This window comes from Microbispora sp. H13382 (genome assembly GCF_014161445.1).
GTDB lineage: Bacteria > Actinomycetota > Actinomycetes > Streptosporangiales > Streptosporangiaceae > Microbispora.
This window is the reverse complement of sequence record NZ_JABBXA010000001.1, coordinates 311,514-328,403: the sequence shown is the minus strand read 5'-3', so window position 1 is coordinate 328,403 and position 16,890 is coordinate 311,514. Positions and strand designations below refer to the sequence as shown.

Genomic DNA, 16,890 nt, shown 5'->3' with positions numbered 1-16,890 from the left:
GATGCACCCACGCAACACAGTGTGCAGGAAAGGCACCACTAAATGGCAGGCCTATTTTTGTCACCCAAGGTAAGGCGGAAGTCAATACCGAATCGAGATCAAAATATATGTTTGACTGCTGTGAGAACTGGAAAGGGACGTTTATTCAGGCCCCACTCGCGCGTTCTCGCAACACCCGTCGCTGCTGTTCCAGCGCCACGAGTTCGCCGAACAGCCGGTTGTACTCCTGCTGCTCCTCGACCGGGTTGAGCCGCTGCAGCCGCGACTTCACCTGGGCGACCGCCCGGCCCACCGCGACCTCCTGAATCTTCGCCAGGACGGCCGCGCCGTACCGCTCCTCGACGTTGACGTCGGCGCGCACGGCCTCGACCGCGAACCGGGTGACGAGCGACCTCAGGTCGAGGCCGGTCGCACCCGGCGCCGCGGCGTCGGCCTGCTCCAGCAGCCGGTCGACCCACTCGCGCCCACCCGGTCCTCCGGCGACGGTGCCCCCCGCCGCCGTGACGACCTCGTACAGGGCGACGTGCTCGGGCAGGGTGAACGTCGCCGCGCCGAGCGCGTCGAACTCCGGCCCGAGCAGCGCGGGCCGCTGCACGGCGAGCTTGAGCGCCTCCGCCTCCAGACGGACGGCGGGGTCCAGGGGCTCCTGCCGCACGGGCGCGGGCCGTTCCGGCGCCGCCGTACGGCCGGCCTGCCTGCGCCCGGGAGCGTGCGCGCCGTCCTGCGTCCGCCCCACGACCTGCTGGACGCGCTGGATGACGAAGCCCTCGTCCATGAAGCCGATCCAGCGGTCGAGGTCCACCACGTAGGTCTTGCGCAGCCCCGGGTCCTTGATCGAGGCCACGACGGGCGCGGCGGCGTCGAGCGCGGCCAGGCGGCCCTCGTTGGTGTTGAGGTCGTAGCGGGACAGGGTGCTGCGGATCGCGAAGGCGAACAGCGGCTCGCGGCTGGCGATCAGGTCGCGCACGGCGGCGTCGCCCTGCTTGACCCGCAGATCGCAGGGGTCGAGGCCGTCGGGCTGCACGGCGACGAAGGTCTGCGTGACGAACTTCTGCTCGTCCTGGAACGCGCGCAGGGCGGCCTTCTGCCCCGCCGAGTCGCCGTCGAAGGTGAAGATCACCTCGCCCCGGAACTCGGCCTGGTCGAGCAGCAGCCGGCGCAGGACCTTGATGTGGTCTTCGCCGAAGGAGGTGCCGCAGGTGGCCACCGCGGTCGGCACGCCGGCCAGATGGCAGGCCATGACGTCGGTGTAGCCCTCCACGATGACGGCCTGGGACCGCTTGGCGATCTCCCGCTTGGCGAGGTCCACGCCGTACAGCACCGAGCTCTTGTGGTAGATCGGGCTCTCGGGGGTGTTCAGGTACTTGGGGCCGTCGTCGGAGTCGAGCAGCTTGCGCGCGCCGAACCCGATGACGTCTCCGGTGATGTCGCGGATCGGCCAGACGAGCCGGCCGCGGAACCGGTCGACGGGGCCGCGCCTGCCCTCGCGGGCCAGGCCGCCCTTGATCAGTTCCTGGGAGGTGAACCCGCGGGCCATCAGGTGCCGCGACAGCGCCTCCCACTCGTTGGGCGCGTAGCCGACCCCGAAGTGCTCGGCGTCGGCCCGCTCGAAGCCGCGCTCGGACAGGAAGCGCCGCCCGGGCGCCGCCTCGGGGCCGGACAGCCGCTCGGCGTAGAACTCGGCGGCGGCGCGGTGCGCCTCGATCAGCCGCAGCCGCTCGCCCTGCTCGCGCCCCGGCACGTAGCCGCCCTGCTCGTAGCGGAGCTGGATGCCGGCGCGCTGGGCGAGCCGCTCGACCGCCTCGGTGAACGTCAGGTTCTCGATCTTGCGGACGAACGTGATGACGTCGCCGCCCTCGGCGCAGCCGAAGCAGTAGTAGTAGCCCCGGGCCGGGGTGACGTTGAAGGAGGGCGACTTCTCGTCGTGGAACGGGCACAGCCCCTTCAGGTTGCCCCCGCCCGCGTTGCGGAGCTGGATGTGCTCGCCGACGACGTCGGCGATCGGCGAGCGCTCCCGCACGAGCGCGATGTCCTCGTCACTGATCCGACCGCTTCGCCCTGCCACGCTGGCGAGTCTAGAGCCTGCCCCCGACAGCCCGGACGCCCCGCCGCCGACATCGAGGACATGTCACGACTTTCCGGAACAGGTCGTGATGTACGGCTTGGTCCGTTACAAAGGAAAGGTTCGATAACGTCGACCAGGTGGAGATCATGCGATCGGGGAGACTGGCCGCCCTCGCCGGCGCCGCGTTCGTCGCGGCGTCCTGCGGCGCGCCCGCCGGGGTCGCGGGAGTGAGCACACTGCCGCCCACGCCGCCGCCCGGAAACGGCATCACGGCCGCCACCGACGACTCCCAGCCCGGTCACGTCGTGCCCCCGCCCGGGGACGAGCCGGTGCGGGTCCCGCCGCCGAAGATGTCCCCCTACACGTACGCCTTCCCCATCAAGGGCTGCAAGGTGTCGTACTCCCGCAAGCTGCTCGTGCTGCCCAAGACCACCATCTGGGCGAAGAAGGGCTGCGCGTTCGTGTCGCCGGTCGACGGAGTGGTCCAGGAGGTCAACGTCAGGAACCTCTGGACGCCCTCCACCGACCGCGGCACCGACCGGGAGGGCCGGTTCGTCACGGTCAAGGGCGAGGACGGCGTGCTGTACCTCGGAGGCCACCTCGACTCCGTCGAGGAGGACGTCACACCGGGCACCAAGGTCAAGGCCGGGCAACTGCTCGGCCGCGTGGGCAACACGGGCAACGCCCGCGACACCGCGAGCAACCTCTACTTCGCCATCTCCTGGCCGGTCGAGCCGCAGTACTGGTGGGTCCGCCGGGGCGTGGTGCCGCCGTGGCCGTACCTGGACGCCTGGGACGACGGCAACCGGACGGTCTCCCCGCGCAAGGCGATGCTGACGCTGCGCAAGCGGCTGGGCCCCACCCCGCCCTGCACGCAACTGTGCTCCGGCTCGTCCAACTCGTCCAACTCGTCGAAGCAGCCCACGACGCCCACCCCGGACGAGACCAAGCCGCCCAAGAAGAAGAACGACAACGACAACGACACGGTGGTCATCCCGCTCTGAGACGCGCGGGCGCGGTCAGCCGGCCTTGAGGCGGCGGCGCGTGGCCGCGGACAGGCGCCGGTGCCAGCCCATGGCGGAGGCGTCGGTGAGCGAGGCGATCTGGTCGACCACCGCGCGCAGCCGTCCCGCGTCGTCGGCGGCCTGCTCGAACTGCGGCCGCAGGGCGGGCTCCAGGGTCGCCGGGGCGCCCCGGAGGATGAGGTCGCCCAGCTCGGCGATGATCTCCCGCTGCCGGGCCTGGACGGCGTGGTGGTCCTCCCTCGACATCACGTAGTGAGCCGTCACGCCCTTGAGCAGCGCGCACTCCAGCCGGGTGGTCCTCGGCACCACCAGGTCCGCGTCGTACCGTCCCGGGGCGCTCCGGCCGGCGGGCGCCGGGCGGCAGCCGTACGCCTCGCGCGTGGCGTCCTGCGCGGAGCGGCACAGCCGGCCGATGAGCGCGCTGGTGAGCCGCTTGAGCGCGGCGAGGTCGGCGAGCCCGGCGTCGAAGGCGGCGGGCCACAGCGGCTCGGTGATCAGCCGCGTGAAGGTCTCCGCCAGCTCCTCCAGGCCGGCGTCGGGCGCGTACCACTGCCTCGTCAGGCGGCACACATCCAGCCGCTCCTCCGGGTCGCGCAGCGCCGCCATCGTGACGTGGCCGCACGTCAGCGCGTCCTCCAGGTCGTGCACCGAGTACGCCACGTCGTCGGCCCAGTCCATGACCTGCGCCTCGAAGCCGACCGCGTAGTCGGGCGCGCCCTCCCGCACCCACCGGAAGACCGCCAGGTCGTCGGGGTAGACGCAGTACGGCTGGCCCTCCCCGGCAAGCGGGACGCCGGGAACGCGGCAGGACGACCCGGCCCAGGGATACTTGCACACCGAGTCGAGCGTCGCCCGGGTGAGGTTGAGCCCGGCGCTGCGGCCGTCCTCGGTGATGACCTTGGCCTCCAGCCGGGTCAGCAGGCGCAGGTTCTGCGCGTTGCCCTGGAACCCGCCGCACGGCGCCGCCAGTTCGTCGAGGGCGGCCTCCCCGTTGTGGCCGAACGGGGGGTGGCCGAGGTCGTGGGCGAGGCAGGCGGTCTCCACCAGGTCGGGGTCGCAGCCGAGGACCTTGCCCATCTCCCGGCCGATCTGCGCGCATTCCAGCGAGTGGGTCAGCCGCGTACGGGGGCTGTGCAGGCCGGTGCAGTCGGCGGGGGCCACCACCTGCGTCTTGGCGGCGAGCCTGCGCAGCGAGGCGCTGTGGAGCACGCGTGCCCGGTCCCGCTCGAACGCGCTCCGCTCGGGGTTGCCCGGCGGCTCCGGCACCCACCGCGCCTGGTCGTGCTCGTCATAGCGGGCCATGCGTCCTCCTTCCCTGTGGCAAGCCCCGTGGCGGCGGGGAATGGAGCGTACCCGCGAAGGTCGGGTTTCACGACAGATCCGGTAGTCCGATGGGAGATTGCCCTCTTGCCGGGTAAGCGGTCGCGAGTGATACTCGGCTTTTCCCGCCCTGGCGCTTCCGGGGAGGAGCCCTGGTGGTGGACGACGAGCTCGCGGAGGTCCTCCGGTCCGGGCCCTTCGAGCGCGCCCTGCGGGCCGCCATCCGCGCGCGGGGCCTGAGCCTCGACCGCCTGCACTCACGGCTGCGCGAGCGGGGATTCGAGGTCAGCCTGTCCAGCCTCAGCTATTGGCAGCGCGGCCGGTCCCGGCCCGAACGCGCCGCCTCCCTGGCGGCGGTCCGGGAGCTCGAGGTCATCTTGTCCCTGCCCGAATACGCCCTGATCGGCCTGCTCGGGCCGCCCCGCCCGCGAGGACGGCGGCCGGAGACGCTCACCGTGCTCAGCCACCACGAGCAGGTGGTGGTGAGCACCGGCCGGCGGCACCGGGTGAACGCCCGCGTCGTGCTGCGGGCCGCCGCGCCGGGCGTGGACCGGTACGTGGTCGCCCATCCGCCGGGCACCCGGCTGCTGCGCACCGAGTGGTGCCGGCCCGGCCGCGGCGGCGTCGACGGCACGGGGCTCCTGACCGAGCTGATCTTCCCGCACCCGCTCGCCCCCGGCGAGACCCACGTCGTGGAGTACGTCACCGCCATCGCCTCGGCCGACCGGTACGACCGGCGCCTGCGGGACCCGGTCGAGCAGCATCTGGTGCAGGTGCGGTTCACGGGCGGGCGGCTGCCTGTGCGGTGTTTCCACACCTGGTCGCCGGACGCGTCGGCGCCGCCCCGCGACGCCGGCGAGCTGCGCGTCGACGCGTTCGGAACCGCCCACCTGGTGGACACCGGCGCCCGGCCCGGCGTACGCGGCATCCGCTGGGAGTGGGTCTAGTTCTTGGTGATCCGGACGTCGTCGACGCCGGCCTCCACGAGGCTGGCGGTCGCCAGGTCGGCCGCCTCGAACTGGATGCGCACGGTCTGACCGGCGAACCCGGTCAGCGACGCGGTGGCGACGCTCCACGCGCCGTCCCTGTCGGTGGCCGCGCCGAGCTGCTCGAAGACCGTGCTCGTCGTGCCGCCGATCACCTTCACCCGGAAGTAGTCGGCCGCGGAGGAGTTGGACCCGTGGGCGAGGTACCAGGACAGCGACAGCGTGAGCGTCCCCGAGGCCGGCAGCGTGATCGGCGGCGACGTGATCGTGGTCACTCCCCCGTCGACGTCGCCGTCCCCCGCGCTCGTCCCGGCGGCGGCGCCCGTGACCAGGTCGTAGCTCCCGCTGACCGTGGTGCCGAGCTGCTTGGCCCCGCTGGAGGAGGTCGCGGCGGGGTCGGCGCGCTCCCACGCGCCCGAGGTGGCCGTGTCGGTGCCCGCCGCGTTCGCCGTCCAGCCGGTCGCGGTCTCGAAGGTGTCGGAGTAGACGACGGCGGGCGGCGTGCCCGTGCCGCAGTACGCGGACTCCTTGCCGATGACCCGGTAGACGCAGTCGGCGTTCTGGACGAGCAGCAGCGCGGCCGCCCGGTTGCGCGAGGTCTCCCGGTCGATCGTCTCGTCGGGCGGGTAGAAGCCGGGGTTGCTCCCCTTGGGATACATCTCGAACGTGTACGTGAAGATCTTGTAGGTGCCCCACATCCAGTCGTCGATCGAGCCGTCGGTGATGTAGAGGTCGCTCGCCTGCTCGGCGGTGTACCCGTTGGTGGCCGCCATGCTGCGGCCGAGGGCGGCGTGCGCGTCCCTGTCGTCCTGCGTCATGCCCGGGCCGGTGTCGGCCGTCGTGTACCCGTACGGCCACAGGACGAGTTCGCTGTAGGTGTGCCAGTCGATGGCGGCCTTGATCTGCTGGACGCCGCCGACCACCCGGCCGCGTACGAAGTCGGCCGCCGCCTTGACCTCCGGGGCCGACTCGGCGGCCGCTCCGCGGTAGGTCTCGCTCGACGGGGTGCCCGAGGAGCCGCCGCAGCAGCCCCACCTGTAGCCCCAGTTGCGGTTGAGGTCGGTGCCGACGCTGGAGGTGCCGGCGTTGGGCTGGCGGTTCTTGCGCCAGGACCGGTAGGAACCGGTGGCGACGTCGTACTCGCCGCCGTCGGGGTTGAGGTCGGGCAGGATCCAGATCTCCCGCGTGTTCACCAGGTCGGTGATCTGGGCGTCGCCGCCGTAGCCGTCGGTGAACAGGCGCAGCAGGTAGATCGCCATCTCGACGGTCAGATGCTCGCGCGCGTGCTGGTGGGCGGTGAACAGCACCTCCGGCTCGTTCTCGTCGGCGGCCACGTTGTCGCTGATCTTGATGCCCATCAGGTCGCGGCCCTCGTAGGAGCGGCCGTAGCTGAACCTGCGGGCGATCGTGGGATGGGCGGCGACGACCTGGTCCACCAGCGTGCTGAGCTCGGCGTAGTTGTGGTAGCCGGAGTCCCCCGAGGGGAAGTCGAAGGTCTGCGGGCCGCCGGGCTCAGCCGGGGGTTCCAGCTCGGTGAGCCTGAACCCGAGCCGCCGGATGGCGTCGGCCTCCTGGAGCGTCGCGGTGACGACCAGGCTCCGGCCGTGCACCTCGTCGATCGCGGCCCCCGTGCGGGCCACCGCGCTGCGCTGCGCGACGGTGGCCGGGCCGTCCACCTGGTACTGCCTCGACGTCGACGGCTCCTGGTCCGCCCGCCCCGCGGGGGCCTCCCCGGCGGCGGCCGGCGGGCCCGTCAGCGTGGCCGCGGGCGGGACGGCCGACGACACGGGGGCGGCTGCGAGCAGCGTGGGGAGGGTGCACAGCAGCGCCGCGGCGATCGCGAGCGCCGGCGGACGGCGACGTCTTCTCACTCCACGTCCTTCCTTGCGGTAGGTACGTAGAGTGATCACTCAGGCGGGCGGCTTCAACGGTCACCGGGCCGTGTCGCGCGACCCGGTGAACCACCCCCACTCCGACCTTGTCATTCCACAACAAGTCCGGATGTTCTGTGGAATTTCAACTCATCGCGTGTCGGACTCCGCGCAGGTCAGCGCGGCGCGGCCCGCCTCGAGCCGCGCCACCGGGATACGGAATGGCGAGCAGGAGACGTAGTCGAGGCCGATCTCGTGGCAGAAGCGGACCGAGTCGGGGTCGCCGCCGTGCTCGCCGCAGATGCCGATCTTGAGGCCCGGCCGGCTCCGCCTGCCCTCCTCGGCCGCGAGCCGCATCAGGCGACCGACGCCCTCGCGGTCGATCGACTCGAACGGTGAGACTCCGAAGACGCCCAGGTCGAGGTATCTGGCGAAGAACCCGCTCTCCACGTCGTCGCGGGAGAAGCCCCAGGTCATCTGGGTGAGGTCGTTGGTGCCGAACGAGAAGAACTCGGCGGCCTCGGCGATCTGGCCGGCCGTCAGCGCCGCCCTCGGCACCTCGATCATCGTGCCGATCGCCGCCTCCACGCCCGCCTCGGCGAGGATCCGCTCCGCCTCCTCCCGTACGATCTCCAGCTCCTGCACCGCGCCGACCAGTGGGATCATGATCTCCGCCCGGGCGCCCTCGACCTGCCGGGCCGCGGCGGCGATGGCCCGCACCTGCATCGCGAACAGGCCGGGGATCGTCAGGCCGAGCCGTACACCGCGCAGGCCCAGCATCGGGTTCTGCTCGTGCAACCGCTTGACCGCCTCGAGAAGCCTGCGGTCCCGGTCGTCCGCCTCGTCCCCCCTGAGGGCCACCTTCACGGCCAGGTCGGTGAGGTCGGGCAGGAACTCGTGCAGCGGCGGGTCGATCAGCCGGATCGTCACCGGCAGCCCGCGCATGGCCGTGAGGATGCCGATGAAGTCGCCGGTCTGCAGCGGTTCCAGCGCGTCCAGCGCGACCTGCCGCTCCTTGGGCGTCGCGGCCAGGATCAGGTCCTCCACGAGCCGCCGCCGCTCCCCCAGGAACATGTGCTCCGTACGGCACAGCCCGATGCCCTGGGCGCCGTAGCGGCGGGCGCGGGCGGCGTCCTCGGGGGTGTCGGCGTTGGCCCGTACGGCGAGCCGGCGGACGGAGTCCGCGTGGGTCATGATCCGGTCGACGGCCCGGACCAGCTCGTCCCCGGCCGGCTCGCCCTCGAAGTACTCGGCGACCGGCGAGGCGGTGACGGGGACCTCGCCGAGGTAGACGGCGCCGGTGCCGCCGTCGATCGAGATCACGTCGCCCTCGTTCACGACGATCCCGCCGGGCGCGGTGAAGCGGCGGGCGTGCGTGTCGACGTCCAGCTCCTCGGCCCCGCACACGCAGGTCTTGCCCATGCCGCGGGCCACCACGGCGGCGTGGGAGGTCTTGCCGCCCCTTGAGGTGAGCACACCCTGGGCCGCGATCATCCCGGCGAGGTCGTCGGGGTTGGTCTCCCGCCGCACGAGGATGACCGCCTCGCCCCGCCCGGCCAGCTCGACGGCCCGCTCGGAGCTGAAGACGGCCTTGCCCGCGGCGGCGCCGGGCGAGGCGTTCATGCCGGTGGTCAGCCTGCGGTTGCCCGCCGTCGCGGCGAAGCGGGGGAACATGAGCTGGGCGAGCTGGTCGCCCGTGACCCGGATGACCGCCTCGTCCATGTCGATGAGGCCCTCGTCCACGAGCTGGGTGGCGATGCAGAAGGCGGCCTCGGCCGTGCGCTTGCCGACGCGGGTCTGCAGCATCCACAGCTTGCCGCGCTCGATCGTGAACTCGATGTCGCACAGGTCGCGGTAGTGCCGCTCCAGCGTCGCCATGATGTCGAGGAGCTCGCGGTAGGCCGCGGGGTTGACGGTCTCCAGCTCCTGTAGGGGGACGGTGTTGCGGATGCCGGCGACGACGTCCTCGCCCTGGGCGTTGCGCAGGTAGTCGCCGTAGACGCCCTGGCGTCCCGAGCCGGGGTCACGGGTGAAGGCGACCCCCGTGCCGGAGTCCGGGCCCATGTTGCCGAACACCATGGCGACGACGTTGACGGCCGTGCCGAGATCGGCGGGGATGCGCTCCTGGCGGCGGTAGAGGATCGCGCGCGGGGCGTTCCAGGAGTCGAAGACCGCCCCGACGGCGAGGTCCATCTGCTCACGGGGGTCGGCGGGGAAGTCGCGGCCCGTACGCTCGCGGACGATGCCCTTGAAGGTCTCGACCAGCCGCTGGAGGTCGGCGGCGTCGAGGTCGGTGTCCTCCCGCTCGCCCTTGAGGTCGTCCATCGCGTCCTCGAACAGCTCGTCGTCGATGCCCAGGACGGTCTTGCCGAACATCTGAATGAGCCGGCGGTAGGAGTCCCACGCGAAGCGGTCGTTGCCCGACTGCTTGGCCAGCCCGAGGACCGAGTCGTCGTTGAGGCCGATGTTGAGGACCGTCTCCATCATGCCGGGCATCGAGAACTTGGCCCCCGACCTCACGCTGACCAGCAGCGGGTCGTCGGCCTGGCCGAGGCGCTTGCCCATGCGCGCCTCCAGCGCGGCGAGGTGCTCGCCGATCTCCCCCTCCAGCCCGTCGGGCACGCCGCCGTGCCGGAGGTAGTGGCGGCACGCCTCGGTGGTGATCGTGAAGCCGGGAGGCACGGGGAGGCCGATGTTGGTCATTTCCGCCAGATTGGCGCCCTTACCACCGAGGAGGTCTTTGAGGTCCTTGTTGCCCTCGGTGAAGTCGTAAACATACTTGGGCATGTGACGCTCCTTCGCCGACTTCAAAGAAACCGCGGACGCGGCCCGCAACCGGACTGTACCTAGGAAAAGCAGCACCAAACATCACCCTCCACCACATATGACGTCTAAGCAGGTAGAAGGGCTAGCAGAGGTCTAATCCAATCAAAGATCGGCCATTTTTCCGGAGGGCGCACACTGGTATAAACCAATTCATCGTCATGTGCGCCGCGGAGGCCCCGCCCCACCGGAGGGGAAATGGTTTAGACCAATGTCCGGTAAGGCGGCGTTCCGGTGAGTTCCGGTGAGTTCCGGTGCGTCGGCCATACGGGCGCGACGGTCTGCGATATAAACGAGGCACCCTCCGAACGCAGTCGAAGACGAGGGGTTTCAGTGTCGCGAGGGGTGTCGGCGCGAAGGATCTGGCGGGTCATGGCGGTGACCGTGGCCGGGCTCTGTGCGATGGCGGCGACCGCCGGCTGCGGGGGCGCGAGGGTCACGCCCGAGGAGTACGCCTCGGCCACGCCCTCCCTGCCGTGGAAGGCGTGCGAGGAGACCGCCTCCTCCTCCGGCTTCGAGTGCGCCACGCTCCAGGTGCCGCTCGACTACGCCAAGCCCGAGGGCAAGAAGATCGGTATCGCCCTGGTCCGGCTGCGGGCCACCGACCAGGGCCGGCGGATCGGCTCCCTGGTTTTCAATTTCGGGGGTCCCGGCGGCTCGGGCGTCACGACGCTCATGAACGCGGCCCACGCGTTCTCCACGTTGAACAGCCGCTACGACCTCGTCAGCTTCGATCCGCGCGGCGTGGAACGCAGCAGCGGCATCCGCTGTCTCAGCGGCCCGCAGATGGACCAGTACGTGAGCAGGGAGCCCAGCGAGAACGCCTCGACCGAGACCAAGCTCGTCACCGGATTCGCGCAGGGGTGCGAGCGCAACGCGGGCTGGATCCTGCCCTACGTCGGCACCGTCAACGCGGCACGCGACATGGAGACGCTGCGGGCGGCCCTCGGCGACCCGCGCCTCAACTACTTCGGCTTCTCCTACGGCACCCACCTCGGCGCGGTGTACGCCACGCAGTTCCCGAAGAAGGTGGGGCGGATGGTGCTCGACTCCGCCGTCGACCCCTCGATCGGCATGCTCGAGATGGCCAAGACACAGGCCCTCGGCTTCCAGAAGGCGTACGAGGACTATCTGGCCGACTGCGCCAAGACGCGGACGAGCTGCCCGCTGGGCGCCGACCCCGCCGCCGCGAACGCCACCGTGCTGAAGCTCCTCGACACCCTGTCCCGCACGCCGGGGAAGGTGGGCTCGCGCACGGTCACCGAGGACGTGGCCCGGGCGGGCATCACCCAGGCGCTCTACAGCAAGCTCACCTGGCCGCTGCTGACCGAGGCCCTGGACGAGGGCCGGAAGGGCAGGCTCGACGGCCTGCTCGCGCTGGCCGACCAGTACGCCGGGCGGCAGCCGGACGGCACTTACTCCACCCTGCAGTTCTCGCTGCCGTCGGTGCTGTGCGTCGACAGCACCGACCGGCCCTCGGTCGCCCAGGCCGAGGAGCTGGCCCGGCGGCTGGAGAAGAAGACCCCGATCTTCGCGTCGACCGCCATCAGCGCGGGGTCGTGCAGCCTATGGCCGGTGCCCGGGGACGACGCCGCCAGGCACGTCGACGCCACCGGGTCCGGCCCCATCCTCGTCGTCGGCGTGACGAACGACCCGGCCACGCCGTACCAGTGGGCGCCGCGGCTGGCCGAACAGCTGCGCACCGGCGTGCTGCTGACGCTGAACGGCGAGGGCCACGGCGCGTACGGCCAGAGCAGGTGCATCGACGACAAGGTCGACGCGTTCCTGCTGGAGGGGAAGGTTCCGGCCAAGGGAACGCGCTGCGACTGAGCGCGCCGGCAGCAGGTCTCGGCTTGGTCGTAGTCCCTCCGAGCCGATGGTGGACGTGGCCCAGGCTGTCTCAGGTGGCTGATTCCCGTCGCGATCCCCGGCCTCCCGAAGCCAGGTCGAAGCCTGCTGGCAGTGGGCGAGCGCGTGCCCGTACTCCCGCCCCACTGCGACCAGAGCCCGGATGACCGCGTCCTAGTGGCTCTACCAGTGCGTATACATGGCCTATACCCACGTCTCGGATGCTTTGTCGCCTGCCCTTATTCCCGGATCGGATTCACCTCCTCACGGAACCCTCGCTCCCCTCCACCCCCCTCCTGCCTTACGGGACGCCGTGAGCACTCTTCGCATGCGAAAAATCACGCTTCTGACAGTGCCGCTTCTATTGTTTTGTGCGCTGATGACGGCCTCCGCACGGGACGCTGTCGCGCACGCCGCCACCAGGGCGATCACGGAGAACGGCTGCGATCACATCCGTGATCGCCTCCCTTCACTCGCCCGTCAAGGCAAGAGGAAGGTGCTGTGCGTCGCGCCGGTGACACAACCGCCGGGCAGATCGGTCCTGAGTTCGACGAGCGCCGCCGACGACCCGCCACCCCGCTGCCCTCCTGGTGCATCGACCCCCCGGACGATCAGTCGAAGAGCGCGTGGAAGACCAGGCGATTCGCCGCCTGCCTGATCAACTATGCGTCCGTCAGCGTCTACGACACCACCACGAGGGCCCTGCTCGGCCGCACCATGATCAACTACCTGCATTTCATCGGCATGTTCAACGACAGCCTGGAACTCACCGACGTCTTCGCGATCGTCCGCTTCTACTCCGAGGGAGAACTGGTCCCGGACGACGCGCTCAGCTTCCGCCTGGCGGTCAGTTGTTCCTACGGCTGTACGGCCGGCGACTTCGGCCCTCCGATCGCACTGCCCGAGAACTCCACCCGCTACCTGACCCCGTCCGTCCCGCATCTCGTGAACGTGCCCTTCGACGGGATACGCACCGTCAACACCACGTACGAGCTGCAGCTGACGCATCCGGGCGGGGACACGGAGATGATCAATGTCTTTCCGCCGGAAAAGGGTCCGTACCCTTCGCCGGACATCCGCTGCGACAGGATTCTCGGCGGCGCCGGCTGCGTCATCCCGAGTTTCATCCCCACGCTCGACGGGCTGTCCGCCTACCCGACGGTCAGGGCGCACATCAAGCGTGCGCAGGCCAGTGGGCTTCCGGGAGCCCCCGACACCACCCCCCATCACCGGCTTGCCGACCCGGCCAAGGTCAGGAGGAACCGGGACACGGCCTGCCCCGACTCGCTGCCCCGTCCACCTGGGCTGACATGCGACGAATACCCCGTGGCGCGCACCTGGGAGGGCGCCTGGACGAGCGGCGGCGCCTACAGCACGGACATGGTCCTCGACACGGACAACTCGGGCGCGGGAGGGAAGTTCGGAGCACTCGTCACCCGCGATCGGCTGCTGGACCGCGACGCCTTCTGGGTCGATCCCAACTGATTCCCCCGATGGCCACGTCATTCTCATCGCGCCGGGCCCGGTACCGGACCGGTGACCACGGAGGTCGGCGGCGCCGACATCTACCTGGGAAACGCACGCTTCGTCAAGCTGATGAACGGCGGTGCCTTCAACTACAGCTACGCCCAGATCTCGCCGAGCGATTCGGGGTACACCGTCTGGGTCGACCGTAGCCTGCAGGGGATGCCCAGCAGCCTGCCCATGTTCCCCACCACGGAGCAGGTGCAGGCGAACGGCGGCTGGAAGCAGTGCGGACCGTTCTACAACTCCAGCAGCAGCAACCTCGTCATGAACTGGAACACCGATCAGCAGCGGCACTACGCGGTCCGCGCGTGCGCGCGCAACGCGCTCGGCAGCTACTGCGGTAACTGATACATCGACCGGAGCTGACCGGCCGCCCTGTACCGGGCCGGCAGCACCCACGTCACCGCTGATCGACCACGCCTGCCCACAGCACGATCCTGCCGAGGACCGTGCTGTGGGCAGACGTTCGGCTTCTTCTGGCCGAGCGCCTTCCTGAACCCGGAAGGCGCCTGTCCGGAAATTTCCGGACAGGCGCCTTGTCGCGGTGACCTAGTCGTTGAGGTGCTGGCGCAGGTACGACTCGACCTGGTCGAGCGCGACCCGCTGCTGGGCCATGGAGTCCCGCTCGCGGATCGTCACGGCCTGGTCCTCCAGGGTGTCGAAGTCGACCGTGATCGCGAACGGCGTGCCGATCTCGTCCTGGCGGCGGTAGCGGCGGCCGATGGCGCCCGCGTCGTCGAAGTCCACGTTCCACCGGCGGCGCAGCCGCGCCGCGAGGTCGCGGGCCTTCGGCGACAGGTCGGCGTTGCGCGACAGCGGCAGCACCGCGACCTTGACCGGGGCCAGGCGGTGGTCGAGGCGCATCACGGTCCGCTCCTCCATCACGCCCTTGGCATTGGGCGCCTGGTCGACGGTGTAGGCGTCGACGAGGAAGGTCAGCGTCGCGCGGTCCACACCGGCCGCCGGCTCGATGACGTACGGCACGTAGCGCTCGCCCGACTCCTGCTCGAAGAACGACAGGTCGGTGCCGGACGCCTTGCCGTGCGCGGTGAGGTCGAAGTCGGTGCGGTTGGCGATGCCCTCCAGCTCACCCCACTCGCCGCCGGCGAAGTTGAAGCGGTACTCGATGTCCACGGTCCGCTTCGAGTAGTGGGACAGCTTCTCCTTCGGGTGCTCGTAGAGCCGGAGGTTGTCCTTGTTGATGCCGAGGTCGACGTACCAGCGCAGGCGCTCGTCGATCCAGTACTGGTGCCACTCCTCGTCGGTGCCCGGCTTGACGAAGAACTCCATCTCCATCTGCTCGAACTCGCGGGTGCGGAAGATGAAGTTGCCCGGGGTGATCTCGTTGCGGAACGACTTGCCGATCTGGCCGATGCCGAACGGGATCTTCCTGCGGGCCGACTGCTGGACGTTCAGGTAGTTGATGAAGATGCCCTGGGCGGTCTCCGGCCGCAGGTACGCGAGGCCGGACTCGTCCTCCACCGGGCCGAGGAAGGTCTTCAGCAGGCCGCTGAACTGCTTCGGCTGGGTGAAGGCGCCCTTGTTGCCGCAGTTGGGGCAGGTGATGTCGGCCAGGCCGCCCGCCGGCTCGCCGCCGTGCTTGGCCTCGTAGGCCTCGATCAGGTGGTCGGCGCGGTAGCGCTTGTGGCACGACTGGCACTCGGTGAGCGGGTCGCTGAAGGTGTCGACGTGGCCGCTGGCCTGCCAGACCTCGCGGGCGAGGATGACGCAGGAGTCGAGGCCGACGACGTCGTCGCGGCCCTGCACCATGGCCTTCCACCACTCGCGCTTCACGTTGTTCTTGAGCTCGACACCGAGGGGGCCGTAATCCCAGGACGCCCGCAGGCCTCCGTAGATCTCGCTCGACGGGAAGACGAGCCCGCGGCGTTTGGCGAGGCTGACGATCGTTTCCAAGACGTCGGTGCGACGTGCCATCAGTGGAACTCCATCCGGCTGGGTGTCGGCGTTGAGATCGGGGTCAGCGGTGCGCTGATCGCTGAGGCGGGCGGGCCTGCTGGCCGCCTGCCGGCGGCGGGACGTCCGGCCACCTGCCCGGATCTGGGCACAAGCTTAGGGGAATCCGGCGCCCCCGCGCTCAAGCCTTGCCCGGGGTGCCCGCGTTCGCCCCCTCGCCCGGGAGCGCGTAGACGCCTTCGAAGGCCCCGGGCTCGTTGATCATAAGGGTCATCAGCGGATACATGACCATTCGTGCCGCCGACAGGGCGCGCCGGTAGTAGCCCGCGCCCTCCCACTCGGTGACCACGGCCCACAGAGCCGGCTCGTCCACCGACCTGCCGATCTGCCCGCGCAGGTATCCCGGCTGCGCGGCCAGCAGGTCGAGGATGGCGCGCGCCTGGGCGGCGAACTCGTCGGCGCGGGCGCCCGGCACCGAGTAACGGATCACGGCGAGCATGCCGCCCAGCATGCCACCCCTCCCGTACGCCCCGCCGGGAGGGGGCGACGCGGGCGGAAAGGGCACAGCGGACGACACGACGGGGCACTGCCCGCAGGGATCGGCACTAGGCTCGAACGCGTGGGAAGCGAAACCGAACCGCCGCGCCGTCAGGTGCCGGCGCATCCTCTGGCGAGGAAGCCCCCCGCCCGGGCGAACGCGGCGTCCCCCCGGCCGCGCCGGCCGCTGCCGCAGGGCGAGCAGTTCTTCACGCCCGGCGCGATCGGGCTGCGCGCGGCGGTCGAGCGCAGGAGCGCCGCGCCGTTGGTCTTCCTGTTCCAGCAGCCCCGATGGCTGGCCCCGCTGGTGATGGTGGCGCTGCTGATCGCCGGACTGGTGGTGCCCGACTGGCGGGGCGGCGTGGCCGTGCTGCCGGTGCTCGCGTTCATCGCCTGGCTGGCCTACCTGTCGTGGCCGTCGCTGCGCCCGGTGGGCCGGTTGCTGCGGGTGGCGGTCGGGACGTTCCTGATTCTCCTCGCCGCCACCCGTTTCGGACTGATCTGACGCGAACCGGCCTAACCTGATAGGTCGTAGGGCGAAGCCGTACACAGGAGTCCTGATGACGAAGAGCCGTGACGCCGTCCACGAGATCCTCCGGCAGAGCCGGGGGTTCCGCAGCGCGCAGGACGTGTTCGCCGAGATGCGCGCGGTCGGCTCGAAGATCGGCCTGACGACCGTGTACCGGGCGCTCCAGTCGCTCTCCGACGCCGGCCGGGTCGACGTGCTGCGCACCGACGAGGGCGAGTCGGTCTACCGGGCCTGCCAGACCGACACGCATCACCACCACCTGGTGTGCCGGGCGTGCGGTCGTACGATCGAGGTCGCCGGGCCGGACGTGGAACGCTGGGCCGAGGTCGTCGGGGCCGAGCACGGTTTCATCGACGTCACGCACACCGTCGAGGTCTTCGGCACCTGCTCCTCGTGTGCGGAGTCCTGTGGGGAGTCGTCGGGAGAAGCGGCCCGAAAGGGCTGA

General features: G+C 70.5%; 13 protein-coding genes. 7 read left to right on the top strand and 6 right to left on the bottom strand.

Features of this window, described 5'->3' with window-relative positions; all coding sequences use genetic code 11:
- Nucleotides 1-145: 145 nt before the first annotated feature.
- Nucleotides 146-2,065 (bottom strand): DNA primase, encoded by a 1,920-nt coding sequence (gene dnaG, locus HHX41_RS01375; RefSeq protein WP_182904488.1) that lies wholly within the window; start codon nucleotides 2,063-2,065, stop codon nucleotides 146-148.
- 146 nt (nucleotides 2,066-2,211) lie between these two features.
- Here dnaG and HHX41_RS01370 point away from each other — a divergent pair, with 146 nt between their 5' ends.
- Complete coding sequence (locus HHX41_RS01370) at nucleotides 2,212-3,069, top strand: M23 family metallopeptidase (protein ID WP_169979777.1); 858 nt, start codon at nucleotides 2,212-2,214, stop codon at nucleotides 3,067-3,069.
- 15 nt (nucleotides 3,070-3,084) lie between these two features.
- Here HHX41_RS01370 and HHX41_RS01365 read toward each other — a convergent pair whose 3' ends face one another.
- Nucleotides 3,085-4,392 (bottom strand): deoxyguanosinetriphosphate triphosphohydrolase, encoded by a 1,308-nt coding sequence (locus HHX41_RS01365; RefSeq protein WP_169979052.1) that lies wholly within the window; start codon nucleotides 4,390-4,392, stop codon nucleotides 3,085-3,087.
- A gap of 173 nt (nucleotides 4,393-4,565) precedes the next feature.
- Between HHX41_RS01365 and HHX41_RS01360 the strand changes: the two genes are divergently transcribed.
- Nucleotides 4,566-5,357: a hypothetical protein gene (locus HHX41_RS01360; protein WP_310741707.1), complete on the top strand. Its 792-nt coding sequence runs from the start codon at nucleotides 4,566-4,568 to the stop codon at nucleotides 5,355-5,357.
- Here HHX41_RS01360 and HHX41_RS01355 read toward each other — a convergent pair.
- Nucleotides 5,354-7,267 (bottom strand): M14 family zinc carboxypeptidase, encoded by a 1,914-nt coding sequence (locus HHX41_RS01355; protein WP_310741706.1) that lies wholly within the window; start codon nucleotides 7,265-7,267, stop codon nucleotides 5,354-5,356. The genes HHX41_RS01360 and HHX41_RS01355 overlap by 4 nt on opposite strands.
- 150 nt (nucleotides 7,268-7,417) lie before the next feature.
- Nucleotides 7,418-10,054: a pyruvate, phosphate dikinase gene (ppdK, locus tag HHX41_RS01350; RefSeq protein WP_182904487.1), complete on the bottom strand. Its 2,637-nt coding sequence runs from the start codon at nucleotides 10,052-10,054 to the stop codon at nucleotides 7,418-7,420.
- A 408-nt stretch (nucleotides 10,055-10,462) separates the two neighbouring features.
- Between ppdK and HHX41_RS01345 the strand changes: the two genes are divergently transcribed.
- From HHX41_RS01345 to HHX41_RS01335, 3 genes are all read left to right on the top strand, one after another.
- Complete coding sequence (locus HHX41_RS01345; protein ID WP_182904486.1) at nucleotides 10,463-11,920, top strand: alpha/beta hydrolase; 1,458 nt, start codon at nucleotides 10,463-10,465, stop codon at nucleotides 11,918-11,920.
- A 519-nt stretch (nucleotides 11,921-12,439) separates the two neighbouring features.
- Nucleotides 12,440-13,423: a hypothetical protein gene (locus HHX41_RS01340; protein WP_182904485.1), complete on the top strand. Its 984-nt coding sequence runs from the start codon at nucleotides 12,440-12,442 to the stop codon at nucleotides 13,421-13,423.
- 51 nt (nucleotides 13,424-13,474) lie between these two features.
- Nucleotides 13,475-13,813 carry a hypothetical protein gene (locus tag HHX41_RS01335; RefSeq protein WP_182904484.1) on the top strand — a complete coding sequence of 113 codons (339 nt, stop codon included), beginning with the start codon at nucleotides 13,475-13,477 and terminating at the stop codon, nucleotides 13,811-13,813.
- A gap of 201 nt (nucleotides 13,814-14,014) precedes the next feature.
- Here the strand turns inward: HHX41_RS01335 and HHX41_RS01330 are convergent, their stop codons facing one another.
- Nucleotides 14,015-15,400, bottom strand: a complete 1,386-nt coding sequence (locus tag HHX41_RS01330) for a glycine--tRNA ligase (protein ID WP_169979064.1) — start codon at nucleotides 15,398-15,400, stop codon at nucleotides 14,015-14,017.
- Nucleotides 15,401-15,560: 160 nt separating this feature from the next.
- Nucleotides 15,561-15,878, bottom strand: coding sequence for an antibiotic biosynthesis monooxygenase (locus tag HHX41_RS01325; protein ID WP_182904483.1), 318 nt, complete (start codon nucleotides 15,876-15,878; stop codon nucleotides 15,561-15,563).
- Between the two features lie 120 nt (nucleotides 15,879-15,998).
- Between HHX41_RS01325 and HHX41_RS01320 the strand changes: the two genes are divergently transcribed.
- Together HHX41_RS01320 and HHX41_RS01315 are read left to right on the top strand one after the other, a co-directional pair.
- Nucleotides 15,999-16,421 (top strand): DUF6703 family protein, encoded by a 423-nt coding sequence (locus tag HHX41_RS01320; RefSeq protein WP_310741705.1) that lies wholly within the window; start codon nucleotides 15,999-16,001, stop codon nucleotides 16,419-16,421.
- A gap of 55 nt (nucleotides 16,422-16,476) precedes the next feature.
- On the top strand, nucleotides 16,477-16,890 hold the full coding sequence (locus HHX41_RS01315) for a Fur family transcriptional regulator (RefSeq protein WP_169979068.1): 414 nt from the start codon (nucleotides 16,477-16,479) through the stop codon (nucleotides 16,888-16,890).